The organism is Pseudomonas sp. S4_EA_1b, assembly GCF_016307435.1.
GTDB lineage: Bacteria > Pseudomonadota > Gammaproteobacteria > Pseudomonadales > Pseudomonadaceae > Aquipseudomonas > Aquipseudomonas rhodesiae.
Genome location: NZ_JAEILC010000048.1, coordinates 1 through 19,770, shown reverse-complemented (window position 1 = coordinate 19,770; position 19,770 = coordinate 1). Strand labels below are relative to the sequence as shown.

The window sequence follows — 19,770 nt, the reverse complement described above, 5'->3', positions numbered from 1 at the left end:
CTCCGAGCTTGTTTGCTATCCACAAGTCCTACGTAATAGCACGAAGCAGCCTACTGTGGGTTGTCCGTTTGTGCTGCGTCGGTGACTTTAAAGCGCAGCACGCCGATCACTTGTCCGTCTTCGGTGAGCACCCTCACCTGCCAGCGCCCTACGGAGTCGGCCGGGAAGTTCTGCTTGTGGGTCCAGGCGCGGTAGCCCTCTTTGCGTCCGCCGTGAATATCCAGGGCGATACGGTCCACTTCTTTGCCGTTGAGTTTCCACACATGGTAGATGCGCTCATCCAGCCCCCGCGGCGCGTTGATAGCGGTGTAGGCATACAGGCCGCCGTTGCGCAGTTGCGCGGCGCTGACTTGTTTGAGGTCATCGCCTGGGGTGCGGTCCTGCAACTGCGTGCTGATGGCCACTTCGGTCATCCACAGCGTGGCCGGCGGCACCCAACTGCGCAGCAGCCAGCCCGCCGCGCCGATGGCGGCCGTGACCCCCAGCAGCATCGCCCAGCCCTTGAGGCTGCGCAGCGGCAGGCTCACGGCCAGGCTCGGAATCGACAAGGCCATGGCCACGCCGAGGGCGAGTTTGTAACTCTCGGCGGTGGTCAGGTGCAGGATGATCGGCAGTGCAGTGAGCAGCGCGGCGAACAGGGTCAGGGTGTGCAAGGCCAGGAACAGCGAACGCTTGGGCGCCAGCCACTTGTAGTACAGCGGGTCGATGATCGACACCAGCGCCGCGGCGCCGAGCAGCCCTGTGAATATCGATTGGCCGCTGTTCCAGGCCGTGGTGATGAAAAAGAACGGCAGCACGAAGAACAGACTTTCCTGGTGGATCATCTGGGTCGCGTAGCGCAGCAGAGGTTCGGGAATTTCCCGTTTGAAGAGTTTGGTGAACAGCTGCGTGAAGCTGTTTTCGAGCATCAGCCATAGCCAGCTCACCAGCATGATCACCGCGATCCAACTGGCCATGCCCTGCTGACGGTCCACCAGGATGAAGCTGCACACCCCCGAGATAAAACCACCGAGTGCGATCACCCCTGGGTAGCGCTTCATCAGTTCAAGGATGCGCTGGATATAGTGAGTCAGGTTTGGCATTCGGCGATTCGCAGTGTGTGTAGGAAAAATCCCAGACAGAATAACGCCTTAGCCGGGTGTTCGGTGCGTCATTGCACAACCCGTTTGCGATAACGCCGCACGCTTATCCACAGGATCGCGATCACCCCCAGTAGGCCGACGCCGAGCCCACTCAGGCTGTCGTAGCTCAACAGTGGTTTTTCGATGCGCCAGTAGCCGGGTTGCTTGAGCAACTCGCGCAGCGTCTGGTTGGCCTCGTCCAGTTTGACCGCCTTGATGCGTTTGGCTGGGTCGCTGAAATGGCCGTTGTCGTAATCGCTGGTAGCGCTCCAATAGTAGTCGGCCAGCGCGCTGTTGCCCTGAACGGCCCAGGCTTGTCGGGCAATGGCCGCTTGTTGCAGACGCGCAAAGGTGGCCGGGTCCAGGCCGTCTTTGAGCAATTGCGTCTTGAGGTCTTGCAGTACCTGTTCGGCTTCGCTGAGGTTTTCCCGTTCCAGGTCTGCATTCAGGCTCAGAAAACCGACACCGCCGAGCACTTCGCGTTCGGCCCAGGGGCCGTAGGACAGGCCATGCTTGAGGCGCAGTTGGCGGTACAGCGCCCAGTCCAAGTAGTCCTTGAGCAGGTCGTAGGTTTCATCGTGCTGGTCGTCCAGCACCGGTTCCGGCAGCAGCCAGTGCAGTTTGGCGCTGTTGCCGAGCCATCCGTGGATCAGCTCGCGATGGGCGGCGGCGGCCTGTTGGATCTGCGGCAGCGGTAAATGTTCGCTGGGCTCGACCGGCGTCAATTGGCCGTAGGTGCGTTCCAGATAGGCCGGCAGCAGTTTGTCGAGATCGCCGACGACGATCAGCGTCATGTTGTTGGGGGCGTACCAGTCCTTGCGCAGTTTTTGCAATTGATCGCGGGTCAGGTGATTGACCTCGGCGCGTTCGGCACATTTAAGTCCCAACTCGACGGCCAGTTGATTGCTGGCGGTGTGGCCCAGGTCCTGGCGGTCAAGCAGGCGTTGCAGGCGTGAGTAGTGGCCGCCGTCCTCACGTTCCACCACCTGTTTGGCTGCATTGATGTGGGCGTCGGTCAACTCGGTGCGAGTGAGGATCGCCAGCAGCAGGTCCAGCACTTTGCGCTGGTTATAGGCGGGCGCTTCGATCACGAAGGTGGTATCGGCGTTGCTGGTGTAGGCATTCCATTCGCCGCCCAGGGCTTGCATGCGTTCTTCCAGATCGCCTTCGCCGCCGCCATCGATGCCGCTGAACAGCAGGTGTTCAAACAGATGGGGCAGCTCTTTGTCCTCGCACCGGAAGTCATCCAGGCCCACACCCACCACCAAGCGAATCGCCACATGCCCGCGCTCGGTACCCGGTTTGAGCAACAATTGCAGGCCGTTGGGCAAGGTGTAGCCCTCGACTTGCAGGCGGTCAAAGGCAAAGGCGTGAGCGGCGCCCATCAGCAGGCAGGCGAATAACAGGCGACGCATAACTGGCTTCCTGGCGAGTGAGGTCAGTTGTAACTGACTTCACGGGCCATCGTACGTTCAGGGTGAATGCGTGATGTCGGCGATATCTTCGGCCGAGAGTGCGCCGGTGTCGGACGTTTCCAACACCACATACGCACTGCTGCAAAACAACGAGTTCAGGCGCTTCATGTCGGCAATCAGCTCCAGATGCAGGGAACTGGTCTCCAGGCTTTGTACGATCTTGCGCTGCAGACGGCTGACATGGGCATGGGCCAGGCGCCGCTCCTGGGCGCGGAAGCGGCGCTTCTCGCGCAGCAGTTGGCGCGCGCTGTGGGGGTCGGCGCTGAGAAACACCGACAGCCCCAGGCGCAGATTAGCGATCAACTGGCTGTGCAGGTCGGTGAGTTCTTCCAGGCCCACCTCCGAGAACTGCCGGCGCTGGGAGGTCTTCTGCTGCTGGACCTTGCGCAGCATGCGTTCGATCAAGTCGCCGGCCAGCTTGAGGTTGATCGATAGCTCGATGATTTCGGCCCAGCGGCGGCTGTCTTGTTCGCTGAGGTCTTCGCGGGGCATTTGCGCCAGGTAGAGCTTGATGGCGCTGTAGAGCGCTTCAACGTCATCGCTGAGGCTGCGCATTTCCTGGGTGATGGCCGTCTGTTTGCCGCGCAGTACTTCCTGCATGGCGGTGAGCATATTGTCGATCAGGTCACCCAGGCGCAGGGTTTCTCGCGCGGCGTTGGCTAGCGCCAAGCTGGGAGTGGTGAGGGCGGCAGGGTCCAGATGCCGTGGTTTGGCTTTGCCATTGACCTCTTCTCGCTCCGGCAGCAGCCACGCGCACAGGCGTGCCATCGGGCCGATGGTGGGCAGCAGGATCAGGCAGCGGCTGACGTTGTAGAGCAAATGAAAGGTGATGACCATGCCCTGGGCGCTGTAGTCCAGGTTATCCATCCAGCGTACGAGCGGGTCGAGCACCGGGATGATCAGCAGCAGGCCGATCAGTTTGTACAGCAGGCTCCCTAGGGCGACCTGGCGACCGGCCGCGTTCTGCATGCTGGTACTGAGAAATGCCAGTATGCCGCTGCCGATATTGGCGCCGATCACCAGGCCGATTGCCACATGCAGGCCGATCACGCCGGCGCCGGCCAGGGTTGCGGTCAGCAGCACCGCGGCCAGGCTGGAGTAGGAAATCATGGCGAACAAGGCGCCGACCAAGGCGTCGAGCAGGATGTCGCCGGTCAGCGACGCAAACACGACTTTGACCCCCTGGGCATGGGTAATCGGTCCCGCCGCTTCGACGATCAATTGCAGCGCCAGGATGATCAGCCCCAGGCCGATGCCCACCCGACCCAACTGCCCTGCCCGCGTCTGTTTGCGCGACAGGAAGAAAATCACCCCGAGAAAAATCAACAGCGGCGACAGCCAGGACAGATCAAAGGTGAGTACCCGCGCCATCAAGGCTGTGCCGACGTCGGCGCCGAGCATGGTGGCCATGGCCGGCATCAGCCCCATCAGGCCCTGGCCGACGAATGATGTCACCAACATCGCCGTGGCGTTACTGCTCTGCACCATGGCGGTCACCAGAATGCCGGCGATAAACGCCAGCCAGCGCTTGGCCATGTTCTGACCGATGACGTGGCGCAAGTTGGAACCGTAGACCCGCAGGATGCCGGTTCGGACGATGTGCGTGCCCCAGATCAGCAGGGTCACGGCGGAAAGCAGATTGAGCAAGGTCAGCATGCTCGGCCCCCCGTGTGGGTGGGCTCCAGAAGGAGCCAATGAGAATTGCCGCGTGCCGTTCTACGTCTTGTACTTAAGCTGTAGTTGGCGAATGGGCTCGGCGCCAGCATCGCATAGCTAAAGTGGGGATTGAAACAAAACTGTCATGAAATCAGCTTTTTGCGATGTAAAAAAAACGGGGCGCGAAGGCCCCGTTTTTGTTCAGGCTCGGGTTTACTGACCCGGAATGTCCTTGCGCAGTTTCACCGGATCCTGCTGCTTTTTCTTTTTCGCGATGGCGGTGCGCATCTTGATGTTTACCGCTTCCACCGCCAACGAGAACGCCATGGCGAAGTAGACGTAACCCTTCGGCACATGCACATCGAAGGATTCGGCGATCAGCACGGTACCCACCACCAGCAGGAACGACAGCGCGAGCATTTTCAATGACGGGTGCTTATCGATGAACTCGCTGATCTTGCCGGCCGCCAGCATCATCACCAGTACGGCGACGACGATCGCGGCGACCATGACCGGCACATGGGACACCATGCCGACCGCAGTGATCACCGAGTCCAGGGAGAACACGATGTCGATGATCGCGATCTGGATGATGGTGTAGATGAACTTGCCACCGGCGCCCTTGGGCTCCTCGTGGGTTTCGTCTTCGCCTTCCAGCGCGTGGTACATCTCCTGGGAGCTTTTCCACAGCAGGAACAGGCCACCGAAGAACAGAATCAGGTCGCGACCGGAAATGCCCTGGCCGAGGACCACGAACAGGTCGGCGGTCAATTGCATCACCCAAGTGATCGACAGCAGCAGCATGATGCGCGTGACCATTGCCAGCGCCAGGCCGAAAATCCGGGTGCGCGCTTGCATGTGCTTGGGCATGCGGCTGACCAGGATCGAAATCATGATGATGTTATCGATGCCCAGGACGATCTCGAGGGCCGTCAGGGTGAAGAAGGCAATCCAGATCTCCGGATTGGTCAGCCATTCCATGTGTATTCCTTTGCGCAAGTGTTGAACCGCGCCGGTCTGGAACCGGCGCAGTGGGTTGTACGGTTATAGAGTGCTGAACAGCGGAAAAATCCCCATCAGCAAGGCGGCGAACATTATGCACAGGCACACCAGCACTGCCCACTTCAACGTAAAGCGCTGGTGGTCGCCAAATTCGATACCGGCCAGGGCCACCAGCAGGTAGGTCGAGGGGACCAACGGGCTGAGCAAGTGCACGGGCTGACCAACGATGGAAGCGCGGGCCATTTCCACGGCGGTGATGCCATAGTGGCTGGCGGCTTCGGCGAGTACTGGCAGTACGCCGTAGTAGAACGCGTCGTTGGACATGAAGAACGTGAACGGCATGCTCACCAGCGCGGTGATCACCGCCAGGTACGGGCCCAACGCTTCAGGGATGACCGCCAGCAGGCTCTTGGACATAGCATCGACCATGCCGGTACCCGACAGAATGCCGGTGAAAATGCCCGCCGCGAAGATCAGCCCCACCACCGCCAGCACGCTGCCGGCGTGAGCGGCTACGCGGTCTTTTTGTTGTTGCAGGCACGGGTAGTTGACGATCATCGCGATGCTGAACGCCACCATGAACAGCACCGGCAGCGGCAACAGACCTGCAATCAGAGTGCACATCAGCGCCAGGGTCAGGGCGCCGTTGAACCAGATCAGCTTGGGACGGCGAGCGTCCGGGTACTGCGACACACTGATCTCGCTGTGGTCGATTTCGTCGACTTGCAGGTGCAGTTCACCCAAGCGCGCACGTTCGCGCTTGCCGTACATGTAAGCGATCACCAGGATCGCCACCACGCCGGCGGCCATGGCGGGGATCATGGGTACGAAAATATCCGACGGGTCCACATGCAGCGCACTGGCGGCGCGGGCGGTGGGGCCACCCCAGGGGGTCATGTTCATCACGCCACCGGCGAGGATGATCAGGCCGGCCATGATCCGCGGGCTCATGCCGATGCGCTGGTACAGCGGCAGCATGGCGGCTACGCAGATCATGTACGTGGTGGCGCCGTCACCGTCGAGGGACACCACCAGGGCCAGCACCGCGGTGCCGACCGAGACTTTCAGCGGGTCGCCCTTGACCATCTTGAGGATCTTGCGCACGGCCGGGTCGAACAGGCCGGAGTCGATCATCAAGGCAAAGTAGAGGATGGCGAACATCAGCATCACGCCGGTCGGCGCGAGCTTGGTGATGCCTTCGAGCATCATCGGGCCGATCTTCGGCGCGAAGCCGCCGAACAGCGCGAACAAAATCGGCACAATGATCAAGGCGATCAGCGCGGACAAGCGCTTGGTCATGATCAGGAACATGAACGTGATGACCATGGCAAAGCCAAGGAAAGTCAGCATAGGAATACTCCAGGCGTAGCGCGGCTAGGGAATGGCGAACCGGAACGGTTCAGCGCAGAACGGCAGTCACGAGGCTTACGGGCGGAGTGGGAGTGAACAGGCGGGTACGGACGGACATCGGGGATCACCATTGTTGTTGTGTACAGCCGGTCTGTTGCCGGCAGTTGGGGGCGATCCTAGACGCCTTAGCTTTCAGCCAGCTTTCGCTGGCAAAACAGTTGTCGGTGGGAAGACGCGCGGTATTCAGGGGAACGCATGTCAACAATCGCGGGGGCTTCAGGGCAGTTCGAGGCCGCCCGCTGCCTTGTGCAGACTGCGCAGATGTTCTCCGACTTGCTTGAGGTTGGCTTCACAGGCAGCAATCTCGGCGGCACGGGACGGATCCAGCAGCGCCCTCACCTCTTTGTCCAGCTCGCCGGTCAGCGATTGCAATTGCTTTTGCCGCTCGGCGCTTTCTGACTCCAGACGCGTGGCTTCCGACGGTTGCGGCAGACCGTAGCCGCCACTGCCGAGCAGTTCGGCCGGGCGGCTGAGAAAGCCGCTGTTGGCAAGGATCTGTTGCAACGTAGCGTTGGCTTTCTCCATGCCGCCGTTTTTCAACTCGCGGGCGCCGAGGTAACGCTGCTTGACCTCATCCTGGGCCAGCATCAGCTGTTTACGGAAGCTCGCCTGTTCCAACAGCAGCAACGCCGCACTGGTGCGCAGATCGGCCTGGTTGAACCACACGCGACGTTGCTCGGCGCTGAGGGAGAGCCAGTCTTCAACCTGAGTCTGTTTGATCGGCAGATGTTTGCGCAGCACGTCGAACATGGCCTGGTAGCGTTCGCGGAAGGAGTCGAAGTGATACCCCAGGCGCAGTGCTTCACGTTTGTCGTCCAGCACGCTGGTATCGGCCAGGCCGCGAGCCTGCAGTACTTCCAGCAAACCATTGGGGGTGATGTTGTCCAGGCCGGTCAGCTGCGGATTGGCGCTGCCGCTGCGCAACAGTTTCAGGCTTTCCACGGCACAGTTATTGGACAGGAAGAAATAGTTGCCGTCGTAGCTCCAGTGCATTTCGGCGGCGTGCTCGACTGTTTCGTTGATCTCCCGGCGCGTGAGTTTCAGCGGGATGGAGGCCAGGCCGCGCAGTTCGGTCTTGGTGTATTCATCGATCACCTGCGCCAGCGGCAATACGAACAGCCGCGACGGGTATTTGCCCACCAGACCGTCCCAGCTCGACAGTTGCACGTCACCCACGAAAGCGCGGTAGGACAGCACCAGGTGCTGGTCCAGATCCAGCCGACAGTCCGGCCCACGCGGGCGGCCCGGGGCGCAGATCACCAGACGCAACATGCTGTGGCCCCAACGGCTCACCAGGTTCTGGTTGGCTTCGGCCAGCAAGTAATCAATCTGGTACACCCGCTCGGGATCGATATGGCCCAGCGGCGTTTTGGCGAAATCGTTGCCGGCATTGAGAAACGCGTAAGTCTTGGCGCAGGCATCCTGTTTTGGCGGGGCCCAGCCGAAGTGATCGCGGTAGTAACGGAACAGTGCCGGGCGCCGGCAAGCGTAGCTCGGGTCGAGGAGGAAGTACTCCATATTGACCGCGACGAATTCCAGCGGGCTGGTGGTTTCGTACAGGTCAGGGCTGCGCACCACCTGGCGGTTGTGTTGTTCGCGTTCGCCGCGCCTGCCGACGTATTGTGGCCAGCCGGCGAGGTCGAGCAATCGCGGGTCATCGCTGAGGGTGAAGCGCCGGTCGTTCTGGCCACGGCACTGATCCGGCAGGCCGATCACGCCGGTGATGCTGTTCTGGCGACTGCAGCGCTGGATCAGCCTGCGTTCGTCTTCGGGCCACAGGCGCGCGCGATCATAGATGTGAGTCAGTTCATGCAGGACCGTGGCCAGCATTTCCCGGCGCACGGTGCCGTGGGGGCGATTGGTTTTATGCGTGGCGGCGCTGCCGTCGGTCAGGCTGGCCAACAGGTTGCGGTTGAGGTCCAGCTCAGACACCAGGGAGGCTTGGCCGTAAGCGTTTGCAGGCATCTGGTCGGTCCAGCCGACATCGATGCGTCGGTCCAGTTGCTCGATAAAGCGCGGCGGCAACGAGCGCATCGCGTCATCGAGCAATGCCTGGCTGGCCTGCTGTTCAGCCGGGCTCAAGCCCTCGGTCTTGAGCCGCAGTTGCAGGCTGGCCTGGGCAGCGCTGGCGCATAGCAGCACAGTCCCGGCCAGGAGCCAGGCCGCGAGGCGCCTCACAGTGCGAGGATGGCTTCGGCGAGAGTCTGATCGCTGGCATCGCGTGCTTCAGGCAGGCGGGTTCGAAGAGTATCGAAGGCGGCCTCCAGTTGCGCGCCACGGATTTCGCCGTTGGTGGCGACAAAACTGGCGGCGTCGTCGTGGGCTTCGCGTACGACCTTGGAGTCGCGGATGGAGGTGGTGGTGTCCGAGGTGAAATCAATGGTGCGACCGGAGGCGCGCACAATGATGTTACTGGTGGCCACCAGGGTATGCGCCTGGGCAACATCGGCCAACAACAGTAGGCCAAGGGTGGCGACGATCAGCGGGCTACGCATGGAATGACTCCGAAATACAAAGGTGATTATTGGACGAGAATTGCTTTCGCCAGTTCAAGGTCGCTGGCGTTAAGTTTTGGCTGGCTGTGGCGCAGGTAATCCAGCGCCGATTCCAGCCGTGCTCCCCGCCACTGGCCGTCAGTGGCGACGAAAGCGGCGGCATCATCCTGGGCCGCCATGACGACTTTTCTGTCGAAAGGTGCGGAAGTCACTTTGCTGGTGGCGTACGCGCTCGCGACGGTGCCCTGAATGGTCACGTCAAAAGCAGAGGCAATGGGCGACCAACTGGCAGAAAACAACATAGGAACGATGAGCAAACGGTATGAAAAAGCCATAGGACTCGACAACTGAAAACGAGCGGCAAGGCTAGCGCAAAGCCCCGGCAAGGGCCAGTGCGAAGGCATCCGGGAGCGGCAGAGGCTCCCGTTGCATGGTGTTTCAGATCGCCAGGATGGCTTGGGCCAATTGTGCGTCCGTCGCGGTGTTCAATTGCGGAGCTTGTTGGCGGATCTGAGCCAGGGCGCTTTCCAGCTTCACACCACGAATCGCACCTTCGCTGGCGACAAAGCTGGCGGCGTCGTCACGGGCGGCGCGTACGACCTTGTTGTCACGTAGGGACGAAGTGGCATCGGAGGTAGCGTCGGAAGTGGCTTTCAGGGCGCCAACGATGGAGTCGGTGGTCACGATAAAGCTGCTCGCGTTGGCAGTGGTAGCCAGGGTCAATAGCGCAGCGGCACTCAGCAGGCGAAGACGGGACATGGTGTGACTCCTTAAGATGAACGATAAGTGGTGCAGAACAGTCGTTGGGGATCAGACGCCTGCTCCCCGTGCTTCGCCACTCGGTTGCTGGATATTAGTCGCCACTTCTGCCTTCGGATAGCTTCTTGACTGCTTAGTCACGCCAGAAGGGCTTGGACAGCTCGGCAATACGATCACCCTGCGTGATGCCTGCATCGGCCAAGTCTCGCGGATCAAGCTGAGCCAACTGGCGCCTACCGTGAGCACGCTGCGCCCAACGGCCAAGGCCGTCGACGATACGCCGTGTCAGCCGCTTATACAGAGCGTCTCGATTATTCATGGAAGGTGCCTTCGATTAGGTCTGAAGCACCATAGTGATCGGGCTATATCGAGCGATACAGATACACTGCGGGTAAATTGTACCGCTAAAGTGTTCTGTAATTATAACTGTACTGGTCTAGATATAGCGCTTCTGTTCAGCGCCAAAAATCGAATCCCCCAAACGACAAAGCCCGCCTCCGGTTTCCCGGGGCGGGCTTTGTTTTGTTCAATCTGGTTGCTGGCAGTGGACCTAAGCAGGTCAGGGCCAGCGAGCGCTCATTAGCGCCAGAACGGCTTGCTCAGCTCTTCGTAGCGTTGAGCTTCGCTGATACCAGCATCAGCCAGCAGACGCGAATCCAGACGAGCCAGTTGGTGACGGCTGGAGATGCGGCGCTGCCACAGCATCAGGTTGGCCAGAACGCGCAGAGGCAGAGCGGCTTGGTGGTTGACGGCTTTTTCGGAGAACAGTTCGGAACTGAGTGTACGTTCCATGATGACATCCTTCCGCTTGTGGCGGGATTAGGTAGTGGTTTAACTGATGCCAATGATCCTCTTCCAGGGCAAGACTCTCTAGATACAGTTCACCTGTATTGTGAGGGGCCAGTTAACTGTTTAATGAGGCTGTACGGTACGGAAATGGGGCAACTGTACCTGTCTGCACCTAAATGGTGCGAAATTGACATTTTTCAGAGGTTGAGTAGGAAAATGAGGTAGGAAATGACCGGTACAGCAGTACAGTTTTTTAAATTTTGGCGGGTTGCTTAAGGAGCTGAGGCAACTGTACTTGCCTCAGCCCCGAGGTGTGTGAATCAAGCCTTCAGCATATGCCCGGTTTCTTCCAGGTTGATGTGCCAGCTCAGTGCCTCGCGAAGGATGTGCGGGGTGTGGCCGCCTAAAGCGCGCGCGGTCTCGAAGTAGGTGTTCAGTGCATCGCGGTAAGCGGGATGTACACAGTTATCGATGACCACCCTCGCCCTTTCCCGTGGCGCCAGGCCACGCAGGTCGGCCAGGCCGACTTCGGTCACCAGGATGTCCACGTCATGTTCGGTGTGATCCACATGGCTCACCATCGGCACCACGCTGGAAATCGCGCCACCTTTTGCGATCGACTTGGTCACGAAGATCGCCAGATGCGCGTTGCGCGCGAAGTCGCCTGAACCTCCGATGCCGTTCATCATCCGCGTGCCGCACACATGGGTGGAGTTGACGTTGCCGTATATGTCGAACTCCAGAGCGGTGTTGATACCGATAATGCCCAGGCGCCGCACCACTTCAGGGTGGTTGGAGATTTCCTGAGGGCGCAGCACCAATTTCTCTTTGTAGCGTTCCAGGTTGCCGAACACGTCGGCGTTGCGCCGTTCCGACAAGGTGATCGAACTGCCCGAGGCAAAGCTCAGCTTGCCGGCGTCGATCAGGTCAAATGTCGAGTCCTGCAGTACTTCCGAGTACATGGTCAGGTCTTCGAATGGCGAGTCGATCAAACCGCACATTACCGCGTTGGCAATGTTGCCGATCCCGGCCTGCAGCGGGCCGAGTTTGTTGGTCATGCGCCCGGCGTCCACTTCTTGCCTGAGGAAATTGATCAAGTGGTTGGCGATGCTCTGGGTGTCATTGTCAGGCGGGGTTACGGTAGACGCAGAGTCGGCCTGGTTGGTGATGACGATCGCGGCGATCTTCTCTGGCGGAATCGGGATTGCGGTGCTGCCGATGCGGTCATCTACTTTTACCAGTGGAATCGGTGTGCGGGTCGGCCGGTAGGTCGGTATATAGATGTCGTGCAGCCCTTCCAGGTTCGGGTTGTGCGCCAGGTTGATCTCGACGATCACCTGCTTGGCGAAAATCGCGAAACTGGCCGAGTTGCCCACGGAGGTGGTGGGCACGATGTGACCCTGCTCGGTGATAGCAACCGCTTCGATCACTGCAATGTCCGGGAGCTTGAGCTGGTTGTTGCGCAGTTGCTCGACGGTTTCCGACAAGTGTTGATCGATGAACATCACCTCGCCTGCGTTGATGGCCTTGCGCAAGGTGCTGTCGACCTGGAACGGCATGCGTCGAGACAATACGCCGGCCTCGGTCAGCTGCTTGTCCAAGTCATTGCCCAGGCTGGCGCCGGTCATCAGCGTGATTTTCAGCGGGGAAGTCTTGGCGCGCTCGGCCAGGGCATGGGGGACGGCCTTGGCTTCACCGGCACGGGTGAAGCCACTCATGCCGACGGTCATGCCGTCTTCGATCAGTGCGGCGGCGTCAGCCGCGCTCATGACCTTGTTCAACAGCGAAGGCAAGCGGATACGATCACGGTACATGAATTGTTATCTCAGGCTACGGAAGCAAGGTGGGCAGTGTAGTGATTTCAAAAAAATTCGGCCCGCTACCATGGTCGAATGCGAGCTAGCGATTTAGAGCCTTTGGTCGGGATTCATCCCGCAATAAAAAACCCCAGCCTACTGCAGGCCGGGGTTTAGGGTATTGCGCTGGCGCAGTGTTATTCGACGGCCTTGACCATGTCCTCGATGACCTTCTTGGCGTCGCCGAAGACCATCATGGTTTTGTCCAGGTAGAACAGCTCGTTATCCAGGCCGGCATAACCGCTGGCCATTGAGCGCTTGTTGACGATGATGGTCTTGGCCTTGAAGGCTTCCAGGATCGGCATACCGGCGATTGGCGAGTTCGGGTCGTTCTTGGCGGCCGGGTTGACCACGTCGTTGGCGCCCAATACCAGCACCACGTCGGCCTGGCCGAACTCGGAGTTGATGTCCTCCATCTCGAACACCTGGTCGTAAGGCACCTCCGCCTCGGCGAGCAACACGTTCATGTGTCCAGGCATACGGCCGGCCACCGGGTGGATCGCGTATTTCACTGTGACGCCGTGGTGAGTGAGCTTCTCGGTCAACTCTTTGAGCGCATGCTGCGCCCGCGCCACTGCCAGGCCGTAGCCTGGGACGATGATCACGGTGTCGGCGTTGGTCAGCAGGAAGGTCGCGTCGTCGGCCGAACCGGATTTCACCGGGCGCGCTTCTTTTGAGCCAGCGGCCGCCCCGGCGTCCGGTGCGTTACCGAAGCCGCCGAGCAGTACATTGAAGAAGGAGCGGTTCATCGCCTTGCACATGATGTACGACAGGATCGCGCCGCTGGAGCCCACCAGCGAACCGGCAATAATCAGCATCGAGTTGTTCAGCGAGAAACCGATACCGGCCGCCGCCCAGCCTGAATAGCTGTTGAGCATCGAGACCACCACCGGCATATCCGCACCGCCGATCGGGATAATGATCAACACGCCCAATACGAACGCCAGAGCCAGCATCAGCGCGAAAGCGGTGAGGTTGCCGGTGAACATGAATGCCAGCCCCAGACCCAGGGTTGTCAGGCCCAGTACCAGGTTCAGTTTGTGCTGGCCGCCGAACTGTACCGGTGCGCCCTGAAACAGGCGGAACTTGTAATTGCCAGACAGCTTGCCGAACGCGATTACCGAGCCGGAGAACGTGATGGCACCGATGGCCGCGCCGAGGAACAGTTCCAGGCGGTTACCGGCAGGAATCGCATCGCCCAGGTGTTTGACGATACCCAGGGATTGCGGCTCGACCACCGCCGCGATGGAGATAAACACGGCGGCCAGGCCAATCATGCTGTGCATGAACGCCACCAGCTCCGGCATCTTGGTCATTTCTACACGCTTGGCCATGATCGAACCGGCGGTGCCGCCGATCAGCAGACCGACGATCACATAGCCGATGCCGGCAGTGGCCAGCTCAGCGCCGAGCTTATAGATGAGCCCCACGGTGGTGAGCACGGCCAGGGCCATGCCCAGCATGCCGAACAGGTTGCCGCGACGCGACGTGGTGGGGTGCGACAGGCCCTTGAGTGCCTGGATGAAGCAGATCGACGCGATCAGGTAAAGCGTCGTGACGAGATTCATGCTCATTACTTCGGCGCCTCTTCTTTTACTTTCGCGGCTTTCTTCTTGAACATCTCCAGCATCCTACGGGTAACCAGGAAGCCGCCGAACACGTTGACCGCAGCCAGGGCCACGGCCAGGGTGCCCATGGTTTTGCCCAGCGGCGTCACGGTGAGGGCGGCGGCGAGCATGGCGCCGACGATCACGATGGCGGAAATCGCGTTGGTCACCGCCATCAAAGGCGTGTGCAGGGCGGGCGTGACGTTCCAGACCACGTGGTAACCGACATAAATCGCCAGCACAAAGATGATCAGGTTGTAGATACCGGGGGAGATAAGCTCTTCCATCGTCTGAATCCCTGCTTAAGCGTTTTTGCGGATGACTTGGCCGTCGCGGCACATCAGGCACGCGGCGACGATGTCGTCTTCGAGGTTGATTTCAAATTGGCCTTCCTTATTGAAGACCAGCTTCAGGAAGTCCAGCAGGTTGCGCGCATACAGCGCCGACGCGTCGGCGGCAACTGCGCCCGCGAGGTTGGTCGGGCCGCAGATGATCACGCCGTTTTCCACCACCACCTGGTCGGCCACAGTCAGCGGGCAGTTACCGCCTTGGGCGGCGGCGAGGTCAATGACCACCGAGCCGGGCTTCATCTGCGCGACAGTGTCGGCGCTTAGCAGCGTCGGTGCCTTGCGGCCGGGTATCAACGCAGTGGTGATAACAATATCGGCTTGTTTGGCGCGCTCGTGCACGGCCTGCGCCTGACGTTGCATCCAGCTGGTGGGCATCGGGCGGGCGTAACCGCCGACACCGACGGCGCATTCGCGCTCTTCATCGGTTTCGTAGGGCACGTCGACAAACTTGGCACCGAGGGATTCGATCTGTTCCTTCACGGCCGGGCGCACGTCAGACGCTTCGATCACAGCTCCCAGGCGTTTCGCCGTAGCGATCGCCTGCAGCCCCGCAACGCCAGCGCCAAGGATCAATACGCGCGCGGCTTTAACGGTGCCAGCGGCGGTCATCAGCATGGGCATGAAGCGTGGGTAGTGATGGGCGGCGAGCAGCACGGCTTTATAGCCAGCAATGTTGGCCTGGGACGACAGCACGTCCAGGCTTTGGGCCCGAGAAGTGCGCGGTGCCGCTTCCAGGGCGAAGGCGGTGATGCCACGTTCGGCCAATTTGGCGATAGTTTCATTGCTGAACGGATTGAGCATGCCCACCAATACGGTGCCGCTTTTAATCAGCGCCATCTCGTTATCGCTGGGAGCGACCACCTTCAGGATCAGCTCGGCGCCAAATGCGTCGTTGGCGCTGCCAAGGGTGGCACCTGCCGCTTCATAAGCACTGTCGACAACGCTGGCCTTGAGGCCCGCTCCGCTTTGTACAGTGACCTTATGGCCCTGGCCGATCAGCTTCTTGATGGTTTCCGGGGTGGCAGCCACCCGCGTTTCACCGGTCTGGGTTTCGAGAGGAACACCAATGTGCACGTCAAATCTCCTGCATGATCTTTTTGCTTTTGATCTTTTTGTAAAAAGGCCAGTGCACCGCGAGAGGCGCAACTGGGGCGGCCGATCAGCACGATCCCGCTGAAATGACAGCGGGGCGCGGCATTTTGCAGGCGAACTTTACGGCCTTCAAGGGATTATGACGGGTGACGAAAAATTAACTACAAGTCACCCTGTGACTGATTGTCGCAACTCACTAAAATAACCTCTTTAAATACAAGTGATTAAAGGGTTTCAGGCATTTTTAGCGGTTTTTGTCATCGTTGTTGTGAATAGTCGTGCATTGGCTCGTCGTGGTCGCTGTAAGCCATGATAATCATGGCTTTGGCGCGCATTCTCGGTCGATAGATACAGTCTGCATAAATGCGACATATACGTATATCTGTAGGATTTATAAATAGCTGACTACAGAGTCAGTAATTTGAGCGACCCTTTAAATACTGGGGCTGTAGCGTTGTGATTGCTCGATGAGCCAGTCCCTGAAGGCGTGCAGCGACGCTGATTCGACCTTTCTCTCAGGAATCATCAGGTAATACGCCTTGGCGCTGGTCAGTGCCTCTGGGCTCGCAATCACCAATTGATGCTCATCCAACTCTCGCTGGATCAAAAACGGTGGGATCAACGCGATGCCCATATCGTGCATGGCTGCCTGAGACAGCATCGAGAATAGCTCGTAACGGGGTCCTGTCATGTCGCGGGGAACGTTCAGTTGCCTGGCGTTGAACCACTGGCGCCACGCATAGGGCCGAGTGGTTTGCTGCAGCAGCGGCAGTTCTGCGATTTCCTGGGCGCTGAAGTGAGTGCGATTGCCCAGCAAGCGCGGGCTGCAGATTGGCACCGGATTCTCTCCCATCAAGCGGTGGGATTCGGTGCCGGACCAATCGGCATCTCCGAAATAGATCGCAGCGTCAAAGTCAGTATCTGCAAATAGAAACGGCCGCGTACGGTTGGTGAGGTTTACCGTGACTTCCGGGTGTTGGCGCTGGAAGTCCTTGAGCCGTGGAATCAACCACTGCGTGCCGAATGTCGGGACCACCGCCAGCTCAATCACATTGGCGCCTTGTTGGCCCATGACGGACAGCGTGTCGCGTTCCACCGCGTCCAGTTGTGTGGCGACGCGACGGCTATAGGACAGTCCCGCTTCTGTTAGCTTCACGCCGCGCCGCGAACGGCGAAACAGTTCCACGCTCAAGAACTCTTCAAGGCTGGCAATCTGTCGGCAGATGGCGCCTTGGGTCAGGGAAAGTTCCTGAGCGGCCTTGGTGAAGCTCTCGTGGCGGGCCGCCGCTTCGAAGCTGACAAGGGCGGTGGTGCTGGGGATTTTTCTGCGCATGTACCTTGTCCTCACTCATAAAGCGAAATTTCACGGCATAAAACTGTTTCGAAGTGAGAAATTAGCACAACCTTATGCTTAAACCTCGTTTGCCCAGAACGATTACCCAGCCTAGGCTTGCTCCACGACTTCCACTGTTCTTTGCGAGGACTTAACTCATGGCTGGCAAGGCAAGCTTCAACTGGATCGATCCGCTTCTTCTGGATCAACAGCTCACCGAAGAAGAGCGCATGGTGCGCGACAGTGCTGAGCAGTTCGCTCAGGACAAACTGGCGCCGCGTGTGCTTGAAGCCTTCCGTCATGAGAAGACTGATCCTGCAATTTTCCGTGAGATGGGTGAGACCGGCCTGCTGGGCGCAATGATTCCCGAGCAGTACGGTGGCAGTGGCTTGAACTACGTGAGTTACGGCTTGATCGCGCGCGAAGTGGAGCGTGTCGATTCCGGCTATCGTTCGATGATGAGTGTGCAGTCGTCGCTTGTGATGGTACCGATCAATGAGTTCGGTACCGAGGCGCAGAAGCAGAAGTACCTACCAAAACTCGCCTCAGGCGAATGGATCGGTTGCTTTGGTCTGACCGAGCCTAATCACGGGTCTGACCCTGGCGCGATGATTACACGTGCACGCAAAGTAGAAGGCGGCTACAGCCTGACGGGCGCCAAAATGTGGATCACCAACAGCCCGATCGCGGATGTATTTGTCGTCTGGGGCAAGGATGATGCCGGTGATATCCGCGGCTTCGTGCTGGAAAAAGGCTGGAAGGGGCTGAGTGCTCCGGCGATTCACGGAAAGGTTGGCCTGCGGGCCTCAATCACCGGCGAGATCGTTATGGATAACGTATTTGTGCCGGAAGAAAACATCTTCCCGGATGTGCGCGGCTTGAAAGGGCCCTTCACCTGCCTGAACTCTGCGCGCTATGGCATCTCCTGGGGGGCTTTGGGTGCTGCCGAGTTCTGCTGGCACACCGCCCGCCAGTACACATTGGATCGTCAGCAGTTTGGACGACCGCTGGCGGCCACCCAGCTGATTCAGAAGAAGCTGGCTGATATGCAGACTGAGATCACCTTGGCACTGCAGGGGTGCCTGCGTCTGGGGCGTATGAAAGACGAAGGTACGGCCGCAGTTGAGATCACGTCGATCATGAAGCGCAACTCATGCGGAAAGTCGTTGGATATTGCGCGGATGGCGCGTGACATGTTGGGCGGCAACGGCATTTCCGATGAATTCGGAGTGGCGCGTCACTTGGTGAACCTTGAGGTGGTTAACACCTACGAAGGTACTCACGACGTGCATGCCTTGATATTAGGGCGCGCGCAAACCGGGCTTCAGGCCTTCTATTAATAGGAGTATGGGCATGGGCGCGCTTTCCCATTTGCGGGTACTGGATCTTTCGCGGGTATTGGCCGGCCCTTGGTCGGGACAGATCCTTGCAGACCTGGGGGCTGAGGTGATCAAGGTCGAGCGACCGGTAAGTGGTGACGATACGCGGGCCTGGGGTCCCCCCTTTCTGAAGGACGCTTTTGGTGAGAGCACCGGCGAGGCGGCGTACTACCTGGCGGCCAATCGTAATAAAGAGTCGGTTACGATCGATTTCACTCGGCCGGAGGGGCAAAAGCTCATACGGGACCTAGCGGCCAAGTCCGACATCCTGATCGAGAACTTCAAGGTCGGTGGTCTGGCGGCTTATGGGCTGGATTATGAGTCGCTCAAGGAGATCAATCCTGAACTGATCTATTGCTCAATCACAGGGTTTGGCCAGACAGGACCCTATGCGGCGCGAGCGGGCTACGATTTCATGATTCAGGGGCTGGGTGGGCTCATGAGTCTGACCGGACGGCCTGAAGGCGACGAGGGAGCCGGGCCTGTGAAGGTGGGGGTAGCGTTAACCGATATCCTCACCGGGCTCTACTCGACTGTCGCGATACTGGCTGCCCTGGCCCATCGTGATCATGATGGTGGCGGTCAGCACATTGATATGGCGTTGCTCGATGTGCAGGTCGCCTGCCTGGCTAACCAGGCGATGAATTATCTGACAACTGGGATCGCGCCAAAGCGCCTGGGTAATGCTCATCCGAATATTGTGCCTTACCAGGACTTTCCTACTGCCGACGGTGACTTCATCCTGACGGTAGGTAATGACGGGCAGTTCCGGAAATTTGCGCAAGTGGCTGGGCAGCCGCAATGGGCGGATGACCCGCGGTTTTCTACCAATGGGATGCGGGTGGCCAATCGCGCCGAGTTGATTCCGTTGATTCGCCAGGCCACTGTCTTTAAAACGACGGCGGAGTGGGTGGCGCAGTTGGAGAGTGTCGGAGTTCCGTGCGGGCCGATCAACGATTTGGCGCAGGTGTTTACTGATCCGCAGGTCAAGGCGCGTGGATTGGCCATTCAACTGCCCCATCCGCTGGCGGGGGAGGTGCCTCAGGTTGCCAGTCCCATACGTTTATCCAAGACACCCGTGGAGTACCGTAGTGCGCCTCCCTTATTAGGAGAGCATACCGTTCAGGTGCTGCAGAGCGTATTAGGTATTGGGCCGGATCATGTGGCTGCTTTAAAGGAGGCAGGTGTTATCTGAATCTTTCCTTCTATATAGATAGCTGTAGCGATACTGCTGGTTGGTTTTTAGCCAGCTTTAACTAATTGATAGAGAACGCAAATTAACGCTTGACGGCAGATTCCAGAAGTCTATAATTCGCCCCACTTCCGGCGCAGTCGAAACGGAAAACTCCTTGGTAAACAAAGAGTTACGCAAGATTCGACAGCGGATCGCTTCAGTTCATCGAAGCCCAGAAGGAGTTGGTAGGGCAGTGTTGTTTGGCTCTATTA

18 protein-coding genes are annotated in these 19,770 nt (G+C 59.2%); 2 read left to right on the top strand and 16 right to left on the bottom strand.

Annotated elements, in window-relative coordinates; genetic code table 11:
* Positions 1 to 50 precede the first annotated feature (50 nt).
* The 16 genes from YA0848_RS17080 to YA0848_RS17005 all read right to left on the bottom strand — a co-directional run bounded on the left by YA0848_RS17080 (position 51) and on the right by YA0848_RS17005 (position 16,945).
* Positions 51 to 1,082, bottom strand: a complete 1,032-nt coding sequence (locus tag YA0848_RS17080; protein WP_034101737.1) for a DUF5924 family protein — start codon at positions 1,080 to 1,082, stop codon at positions 51 to 53.
* A gap of 68 nt (positions 1,083 to 1,150) precedes the next feature.
* On the bottom strand, positions 1,151 to 2,536 hold the full coding sequence (locus YA0848_RS17075; RefSeq protein WP_169902262.1) for a M16 family metallopeptidase: 1,386 nt from the start codon (positions 2,534 to 2,536) through the stop codon (positions 1,151 to 1,153).
* 57 nt (positions 2,537 to 2,593) lie between these two features.
* Positions 2,594 to 4,252 (bottom strand): Na/Pi cotransporter family protein, encoded by a 1,659-nt coding sequence (locus tag YA0848_RS17070; protein ID WP_034101740.1) that lies wholly within the window; start codon positions 4,250 to 4,252, stop codon positions 2,594 to 2,596.
* A 213-nt stretch (positions 4,253 to 4,465) separates the two neighbouring features.
* Positions 4,466 to 5,233 (bottom strand): TerC family protein, encoded by a 768-nt coding sequence (locus tag YA0848_RS17065; RefSeq protein WP_034101741.1) that lies wholly within the window; start codon positions 5,231 to 5,233, stop codon positions 4,466 to 4,468.
* A 63-nt stretch (positions 5,234 to 5,296) separates the two neighbouring features.
* Positions 5,297 to 6,604 carry a CitMHS family transporter gene (locus tag YA0848_RS17060; protein ID WP_169867684.1) on the bottom strand — a complete coding sequence of 436 codons (1,308 nt, stop codon included), beginning with the start codon at positions 6,602 to 6,604 and terminating at the stop codon, positions 5,297 to 5,299.
* A gap of 276 nt (positions 6,605 to 6,880) precedes the next feature.
* Positions 6,881 to 8,842, bottom strand: coding sequence for a DUF7844 domain-containing protein (locus YA0848_RS17055; protein ID WP_169902261.1), 1,962 nt, complete (start codon positions 8,840 to 8,842; stop codon positions 6,881 to 6,883).
* Complete coding sequence (locus YA0848_RS17050) at positions 8,839 to 9,159, bottom strand: DUF2388 domain-containing protein (protein ID WP_034101745.1); 321 nt, start codon at positions 9,157 to 9,159, stop codon at positions 8,839 to 8,841. Before YA0848_RS17050 ends, YA0848_RS17055 begins: the two co-directional genes overlap by 4 nt.
* Before the next feature lie 26 nt (positions 9,160 to 9,185).
* Positions 9,186 to 9,494 (bottom strand): DUF2388 domain-containing protein, encoded by a 309-nt coding sequence (locus tag YA0848_RS17045; protein WP_034111159.1) that lies wholly within the window; start codon positions 9,492 to 9,494, stop codon positions 9,186 to 9,188.
* A 103-nt stretch (positions 9,495 to 9,597) separates the two neighbouring features.
* Positions 9,598 to 9,918 carry a DUF2388 domain-containing protein gene (locus YA0848_RS17040; RefSeq protein WP_034101747.1) on the bottom strand — a complete coding sequence of 107 codons (321 nt, stop codon included), beginning with the start codon at positions 9,916 to 9,918 and terminating at the stop codon, positions 9,598 to 9,600.
* Between the two features lie 133 nt (positions 9,919 to 10,051).
* Positions 10,052 to 10,237, bottom strand: coding sequence for a DUF1127 domain-containing protein (locus YA0848_RS17035; RefSeq protein ID WP_034101748.1), 186 nt, complete (start codon positions 10,235 to 10,237; stop codon positions 10,052 to 10,054).
* Positions 10,238 to 10,497: 260 nt separating this feature from the next.
* Complete coding sequence (locus tag YA0848_RS17030; protein ID WP_034101749.1) at positions 10,498 to 10,710, bottom strand: DUF1127 domain-containing protein; 213 nt, start codon at positions 10,708 to 10,710, stop codon at positions 10,498 to 10,500.
* A gap of 317 nt (positions 10,711 to 11,027) precedes the next feature.
* Complete coding sequence (locus YA0848_RS17025; RefSeq protein ID WP_169902260.1) at positions 11,028 to 12,521, bottom strand: acetyl-CoA hydrolase/transferase family protein; 1,494 nt, start codon at positions 12,519 to 12,521, stop codon at positions 11,028 to 11,030.
* A gap of 179 nt (positions 12,522 to 12,700) precedes the next feature.
* Positions 12,701 to 14,137, bottom strand: a complete 1,437-nt coding sequence (locus YA0848_RS17020) for an NAD(P)(+) transhydrogenase (Re/Si-specific) subunit beta (RefSeq protein WP_169902259.1) — start codon at positions 14,135 to 14,137, stop codon at positions 12,701 to 12,703.
* Positions 14,137 to 14,457, bottom strand: a complete 321-nt coding sequence (locus tag YA0848_RS17015; RefSeq protein WP_034101753.1) for an NAD(P) transhydrogenase subunit alpha — start codon at positions 14,455 to 14,457, stop codon at positions 14,137 to 14,139. The genes YA0848_RS17020 and YA0848_RS17015 overlap by 1 nt, the downstream gene beginning before the upstream one ends.
* Positions 14,458 to 14,472: 15 nt before the next feature.
* Positions 14,473 to 15,594 carry a Re/Si-specific NAD(P)(+) transhydrogenase subunit alpha gene (locus YA0848_RS17010; RefSeq protein WP_034111163.1) on the bottom strand — a complete coding sequence of 374 codons (1,122 nt, stop codon included), beginning with the start codon at positions 15,592 to 15,594 and terminating at the stop codon, positions 14,473 to 14,475.
* Positions 15,595 to 16,045: 451 nt separating this feature from the next.
* Positions 16,046 to 16,945 carry a LysR family transcriptional regulator gene (locus YA0848_RS17005; protein WP_169902258.1) on the bottom strand — a complete coding sequence of 300 codons (900 nt, stop codon included), beginning with the start codon at positions 16,943 to 16,945 and terminating at the stop codon, positions 16,046 to 16,048.
* 158 nt (positions 16,946 to 17,103) lie between these two features.
* Between YA0848_RS17005 and YA0848_RS17000 the strand changes: the two genes are divergently transcribed.
* Positions 17,104 to 18,285, top strand: coding sequence for an acyl-CoA dehydrogenase (locus YA0848_RS17000; RefSeq protein ID WP_010207882.1), 1,182 nt, complete (start codon positions 17,104 to 17,106; stop codon positions 18,283 to 18,285).
* Positions 18,286 to 18,298: 13 nt separating this feature from the next.
* The gene (locus tag YA0848_RS16995) at positions 18,299 to 19,519 is read left to right on the top strand and encodes a CaiB/BaiF CoA transferase family protein (protein WP_034101757.1); all 1,221 of its coding nucleotides are present in this window, start codon (positions 18,299 to 18,301) and stop codon (positions 19,517 to 19,519) included.
* Positions 19,520 to 19,770: the final 251 nt, after the last annotated feature.

Coding starts and splice junctions, on each gene's coding strand:
- YA0848_RS17080 (WP_034101737.1), bottom strand. CDS start 1,082: ATGCCAAACCTGACTCACTATATCCAGCGCATCCTTGAACTGATGAAG.
- YA0848_RS17075 (WP_169902262.1), bottom strand. CDS start 2,536: ATGCGTCGCCTGTTATTCGCCTGCCTGCTGATGGGCGCCGCTCACGCC.
- YA0848_RS17070 (WP_034101740.1), bottom strand. CDS start 4,252: ATGCTGACCTTGCTCAATCTGCTTTCCGCCGTGACCCTGCTGATCTGG.
- YA0848_RS17065 (WP_034101741.1), bottom strand. CDS start 5,233: ATGGAATGGCTGACCAATCCGGAGATCTGGATTGCCTTCTTCACCCTG.
- YA0848_RS17060 (WP_169867684.1), bottom strand. CDS start 6,604: ATGCTGACTTTCCTTGGCTTTGCCATGGTCATCACGTTCATGTTCCTG.
- YA0848_RS17050 (WP_034101745.1), bottom strand. CDS start 9,159: ATGCGTAGCCCGCTGATCGTCGCCACCCTTGGCCTACTGTTGTTGGCC.
- YA0848_RS17045 (WP_034111159.1), bottom strand. CDS start 9,494: ATGGCTTTTTCATACCGTTTGCTCATCGTTCCTATGTTGTTTTCTGCC.
- YA0848_RS17040 (WP_034101747.1), bottom strand. CDS start 9,918: ATGTCCCGTCTTCGCCTGCTGAGTGCCGCTGCGCTATTGACCCTGGCT.
- YA0848_RS17035 (WP_034101748.1), bottom strand. CDS start 10,237: ATGAATAATCGAGACGCTCTGTATAAGCGGCTGACACGGCGTATCGTC.
- YA0848_RS17030 (WP_034101749.1), bottom strand. CDS start 10,710: ATGGAACGTACACTCAGTTCCGAACTGTTCTCCGAAAAAGCCGTCAAC.
- YA0848_RS17025 (WP_169902260.1), bottom strand. CDS start 12,521: ATGTACCGTGATCGTATCCGCTTGCCTTCGCTGTTGAACAAGGTCATG.
- YA0848_RS17020 (WP_169902259.1), bottom strand. CDS start 14,137: ATGAGCATGAATCTCGTCACGACGCTTTACCTGATCGCGTCGATCTGC.
- YA0848_RS17015 (WP_034101753.1), bottom strand. CDS start 14,457: ATGGAAGAGCTTATCTCCCCCGGTATCTACAACCTGATCATCTTTGTG.
- YA0848_RS17005 (WP_169902258.1), bottom strand. CDS start 16,945: ATGCGCAGAAAAATCCCCAGCACCACCGCCCTTGTCAGCTTCGAAGCG.
- YA0848_RS17000 (WP_010207882.1), top strand. CDS start 17,104: ATGGCTGGCAAGGCAAGCTTCAACTGGATCGATCCGCTTCTTCTGGAT.
- YA0848_RS16995 (WP_034101757.1), top strand. CDS start 18,299: ATGGGCGCGCTTTCCCATTTGCGGGTACTGGATCTTTCGCGGGTATTG.